4 protein-coding genes are annotated in these 5,038 nt (G+C 71.9%); 1 reads left to right on the top strand and 3 read right to left on the bottom strand.

Translation table 11 applies throughout. From position 1 onward, the window contains the following. The 3 genes from VIB55_RS17685 to VIB55_RS17695 form a co-directional block, all read right to left on the bottom strand. Nucleotides 1-994 (bottom strand): hypothetical protein (locus tag VIB55_RS17685; protein WP_331877989.1); only part of this gene is annotated, 994 nt, incomplete at its 3' end. Then, nucleotides 994-1,434, bottom strand: a complete 441-nt coding sequence (locus tag VIB55_RS17690; RefSeq protein ID WP_331877990.1) for an OsmC family protein — start codon at nt 1,432-1,434, stop codon at nt 994-996. The genes VIB55_RS17690 and VIB55_RS17685, both read right to left, overlap by 1 nt. 14 nt (nt 1,435-1,448) lie before the next feature. Further along, on the bottom strand, nt 1,449-2,327 hold the full coding sequence (locus VIB55_RS17695) for an aldo/keto reductase (RefSeq protein WP_331877991.1): 879 nt from the start codon (nt 2,325-2,327) through the stop codon (nt 1,449-1,451). Nucleotides 2,328-2,542: 215 nt separating this feature from the next. Between VIB55_RS17695 and VIB55_RS17700 the strand changes: the two genes are divergently transcribed. After that, on the top strand, nt 2,543-5,038 hold a 2,496-nt coding region (locus VIB55_RS17700; protein WP_331877992.1), incomplete at its 3' end, for a TonB-dependent receptor domain-containing protein.

Here is a 5,038-nt window from a genome sequence, read left to right on the forward strand (position 1 = left end):
CCAGCGCGCGCGATCCGCCGGTGCCGTAGGCGTACAGCGTCCGGCGGTGGACGATGAGGCCGTCGAGGAAATCCACCTCCACGCGCCCCACCTCGCGCGGCTGGGCGGGATCGGACACGTCCACCGTCACCAGGAAGTCGCGGGTGCGGGCGCCCACCTGCACCTCGGCGTCCAGGTACACGTGGCGCCCGCCCGCGGCGATCACATGGACGTCCGCGCCGTACACGCCCGCGTCCTCGCGCGTGCCCAGTGCGCGCGCGTCCAGCCAGCCGAGGACGCGCGGCGCGGCGGGGTTGGACACGTCCACGATCTTCATCCCGCCGCCCACGTTCCGCGCTCCGGCCGACTCGCCCGGCCGCGCCGCGCCTTCGGCCACGTACAGGTGCCGGCCGGCCGCCACCGCCACGCCGCTCTCGGAGACCCGGCCCACCAGCCGCGGGGCGGCGGGGTTGGCCACGTCGGCCAGCCACACGCCGACGTCGGTCACCAGGAACGCCCGGCCGTCCTGCAGGACGATCTGACGGATGTCGGTCATCGGCATGGGGGTGGTGACCAGCGCCGAGACGAATCGCGGGCGGGCCGGATCCGCCACGTCGAAGATCACCAGGTTGCTCCCGCCCAGGAACGCGCCCCCGGACGAGAACCGCTCGTCGATGAGCAGCCATCCGCGGTTGATCCACTCGCGTGTGAGCGGCTCCTGCAGCGCGTTCTGGTGAAGGGTGACGCCCAGGAACACGTGCGTGCCGTGCGCCGCCATCGCGTCGATGCGGCCGGGAACGCGCAGCCGCCCGGCGGCGCTCGGCTGGCCGGCGCTGTCGATGGGCAGCACGTGAAGGGTGTTGCTGTCGCGAGCCGCCACGAACGCCGCACCCTCGGTGAACGCCGTGCGCCAGGGCGGCGGGCCGTCGCTCTCCGCGACCAGCTCCACCCCCGAGCCGCAACCCGCCAGCGAGAGCACGCACGCCAGCGGGAGGACGATGAGGGGCAGACGCATCACGCGGGCTGCGCCGGCTGAACGTGGACGCCGCGCTCCAGCGCCTGCTTCACGGGGCAGCGGTCGGCGATCTGGGCCAGGCGCTCGCGTTGCTCGTCGTCCAGCGCGCCCTCCATCACCAGCTCCCGTTCGATGGTGATTCCCGGGAGCGCAAGGGCGTCGCAATCCTCGCAATCCTGCTGATAGCTGCGCGCCTGCCGCAGGCGCACCGTCACGCTATCCAGCGGCCAGCCCTTGCGGTCGGCGTACATCCGCACCGTCATCGCCGTGCACGCGCCGATGGACCCCAGGATCATGTCGTACGGCGTGGGGCCGGCATCGCCCCCGCCCAGGCTGGCGGGCTCGTCGACGACGACGCTCTTTCCGCCGACCTCGATCTCCGTGCGATAGTGCTCCCGCCCGATGCGGGCGACCACGTCGTTGCTCGCCACGTTCTGCATCCCTGGTGTGTGGATCAGCCTTCCTCGCCGCCCGCGGCCTCGCCGATGCGGCGGAACTCGTCGTCCGACAGCTCGACGGCGGCCGAGGCGACGTTCTCGTCCAGGTGAGCGACCTTGGAGGTGCCCGGGATGGGGAGCATCACCGGCGAGCGCCGCAGCAGCCAGGCCAGCGCCACCTGCGACGCGGCCACGCCCCGCCGGCGCGCCGCCTCTGCCAAAGGGCCACCCTCTTCCGCCAGCTTGCCGACCGCCAGCGGGTACCAGGGAATGAAGCCGATCCCCTCGCGCTCGCAGTGCTCCAGCACGCTCTCCCACTCGCGGTCCGCCACGTTGTAGCGGTTCTGCACCGTGGCGATGGGCACCTCGCGCCGCGCGGCCTCGATCTGCTCCACCGTCACCTCCGAGAGGCCGACGTGGCGGATCTTTCCCTCGCGCCGCAGGTCTGCCACGGTGCCCACCTGGTCCTCGGCCGGGATGGCGGGGTCGATGCGGTGAAGCTGCCACAGGTCGATGGTGTCCAGCCGCAGCCGCCGCAGGCTTCCCTCGCACGCGGCGCGGAGGTGCTTGGGATGGCCGTTCGTGGTCCACTGCCCCGGCCCGGAGCGCGTGAAGCCGCCCTTGGTGGCGACCAGCAGTCCGCGCGGATACGGGTACAGCGCCTCGGCGATCAGCTCCTCGCTGACGTTCGGGCCGTAGGAATCCGCCGTGTCGATCAGGTTCACGCCGATCTCCACCGTGCGCTTCAGCACGCGAATGGACTCCTCGCGGTCCTTCGGCGGGCCCCACACGCCCTCCCCCGTGATCCGCATTGCGCCGAAGCCCAGCCGGTTCACCGGGATGTCGCCGCCCACCAGGAACGTTCCGCTCGCCGCCGCATCCAGCCGATCCGCCATCCTGCTTCTCCTCGTCCATTTGATTCGATGCGCTCCGCCGACTGAGGCGGAAGATGTCCCCCCGCGGCGCGTCCCTTCCATGTCGTCAGGAACCGGGCCACGGAATGCGTGCAGACCGAATGCCCAACGAAACGGCGGGGCGAGTGGTCTACCCTGCACATGGATCGTTCACCGGCGTGCCTTGCCAGGACGGCGCGCCGACAGCGGAAAGCAAGATGAGTCCTTTCAAGTTCCTCGGGCGGATGCTCGCCTTTTCGGCCGCCCTGGCGGCCCTTCCCGTGGCCGCGCACGCACAGGCCGGCACCGTCACCGGGACGGTGGTGGAAGCCACGTCCGGGCGGCCGCTGGCATCCGTGCGGGTGACCCTGCACGCGGCGGGCGACACGTCAGCCGTCGCCGGGGCGCAGACGAACGCGGCTGGACGGTTCCGCATCCAGGCCGCGCCGGGACGGTATGGGTTGCGGGCGGCGCTGCTGGGCTACTCGCCGCATCGCGCGGACGCGGTGGTGCCGGCGGGCGCGCCGGCGGACCTGGGGACCATCCGCCTTGCCTCGTCCGTGCTGCTGCTGGGCGAGGTAGAGGTCGTGGCCGAGCGCTCGGCCGTGGTCGTGGCGCCGGACCGCACCATCTACACGACGCGCGACATGCCCGTGGCCAGCGGAGGCGTGGCGAACGACGTGCTGCGCGCGGTGCCGGAGCTGGAGGTGCCCCCGACCGGCGGCGTGCAGCTTCGCGGAACGGCGGCGCAGATTTACCTGAACGGCCGACCGGCGCCGATGCAGGGCGAGCAGCTGGAACTGTTCCTCCAGCAGTTTCCCGCGGACCGCATCGAGCGCATCGAGGTGATCCCCAACCCCTCCGCACGGTTCGAGGCCGAGGGCGCGGGCGGCATCGTGAACGTGGTGCTGCACCGCGACGTAGACCTGGGGCTGAGCGGCAACGTGTTCACCAACGCCAGCAGCCGGGGCGAGGTGGGCACCGGCGGGCGGCTGACGTACCAGAGCGGGGCGTGGACCCTGTTCGGCGGCGGCTTTCTGCGCCGCTCCGACCGGCGCACCACCAGCTTCGACCTGCGGCAGAACCTGCTGGCCTCGCCCGTGACCCTGCTGGAACAGGATGGGTGGCGCGAAGACGAGGGACTGTCCGGCAACCTGGACTTCTCCGCGGAATACCAGCTGAGCCGGGCCTCGTCCCTCCACGCCGAAGGCGCCGTCTGGCGGAACCAGAACGATGCGGACGGCGTGACGCGCTACACCCGGATGAACGAGGCGCGCACCCCGCTGGAGCTGTACGACCGCGCGGTGGACGATTCCCGCAACAGCGTGTCGGCCGACTTTTCGGCGGGCTTCCGCCACAGCTTTGCCGCGGCCGCGCGCCGGCGGGCGACGGAGCGTGGAGGCGAAGGCGCCCAGGGCCGCGGCGGGCCCGGCGGACCCGGGGGGCATGGCGGACCGGGCGGAGCCGGTGGATCCGGTGGGTACGGCGGCGGCCACGGCGGTCCCCGCGGCGGCGGCGGCGGCGTGTTCATGGGCGGCGAGCACGAGCTTTCCATCGACGTGGAGTACGAGGCGGGCGAGGACGAGACGTTCAGCCGCACGCGCCGCGAGCTGTTCGAGAACGACGGCAGCCTGGCGGACGAGCCCGTGGAGCTGCGGGTGCGCGACGACGCGGGCGCCGAGCGCCAGCGGCAGCTGCGCACGGACTACGTGCGGCCGTGGGGAACCAGGGGGCGCGTGGAGGTGGGATACCGGGTTGAGGTGCAGGACACCGACGACAACCGGATGCTGAAGGTGTTCGCGGATGAGGACCAGGCGGGCGTCGCCGCCACGAACATGGCGTTCACCTACCGGCAGACGCTGCACTCGGCGTACGGAACCGCGTCGCGCACGCTGGGCGCGTTCACACTGCAGGGCGGGCTGCGCGCCGAGCACGCCGATACGAAGCTGACGGTGCCCGGGGCGGTGCAGGAGTACGACAACGCCTACCTCAGCCTGTTTCCCAGCGGCAACGTGCGGTGGGACTTGGGCGGCGGGCGCGACCTGCGCCTCTCGTACTCGCGGCGGGTGCGGCGGCCGCGGCCGCAGATTCTGAATCCCACGAACCTCTCCACCGATCCGCTGAACCGTACGGTGGGCAACCCGGACCTGGAGCCGCAGTACGCCAGCTCCGTGAGCCTGGACGCCAGCTGGACCACGGGCTTCGGCACGCTGCGCGCCTCGCCCTTCTACCGCCGCACGGACAACGACTGGACGCAGATCAAGACGGTGGACGCGGCCGGCGTGTCGACGGTGACGTGGGAGAACGTGGCCTCGCTTACATCGTACGGCACCTCGGTGAGCGCGTCCGTGCGGCCGATCGCGGGGATCAGCGGCAACGTGAGCGTCAACGGCGCGCGCGAGGTGCGCAACGCCAGCAACCTGGCACAGGACTACTCGGGGGATGCGTTCCGCTGGGGCGCGCGCGGCAACCTGAGCGCGCGCATCACCGAGTCGCTGGCGATGCAGGGGATGGCGGCCTACAACCCGGCGCGCGACGTGCCGCAGGGCCGCGTGTCGTCGTCGCTGATGACGCACGTGGGGCTTCGCCAGCAGCTGTGGAGAAACCGCGCGACGCTGAACCTGATGGTGACGGACCCCTTCGACCTGTACCGCTCGTCGTTTACCACGAGCGATCCGTCGCACGTGCAGATCGGCCGCAGCCAGTGGAGCATG

The organism is Longimicrobium sp. (assembly GCF_036554565.1).
Lineage (GTDB): Bacteria > Gemmatimonadota > Gemmatimonadetes > Longimicrobiales > Longimicrobiaceae > Longimicrobium.

What these genes read in the sequence shown, in the direction of transcription:
- VIB55_RS17690 (WP_331877990.1), bottom strand. Translation starts at nt 1,434, where the DNA reads ATGCAGAACGTGGCGAGCAACGACGTGGTCGCCCGCATCGGGCGGGAG.
- VIB55_RS17695 (WP_331877991.1), bottom strand. Translation starts at nt 2,327, where the DNA reads ATGGCGGATCGGCTGGATGCGGCGGCGAGCGGAACGTTCCTGGTGGGC.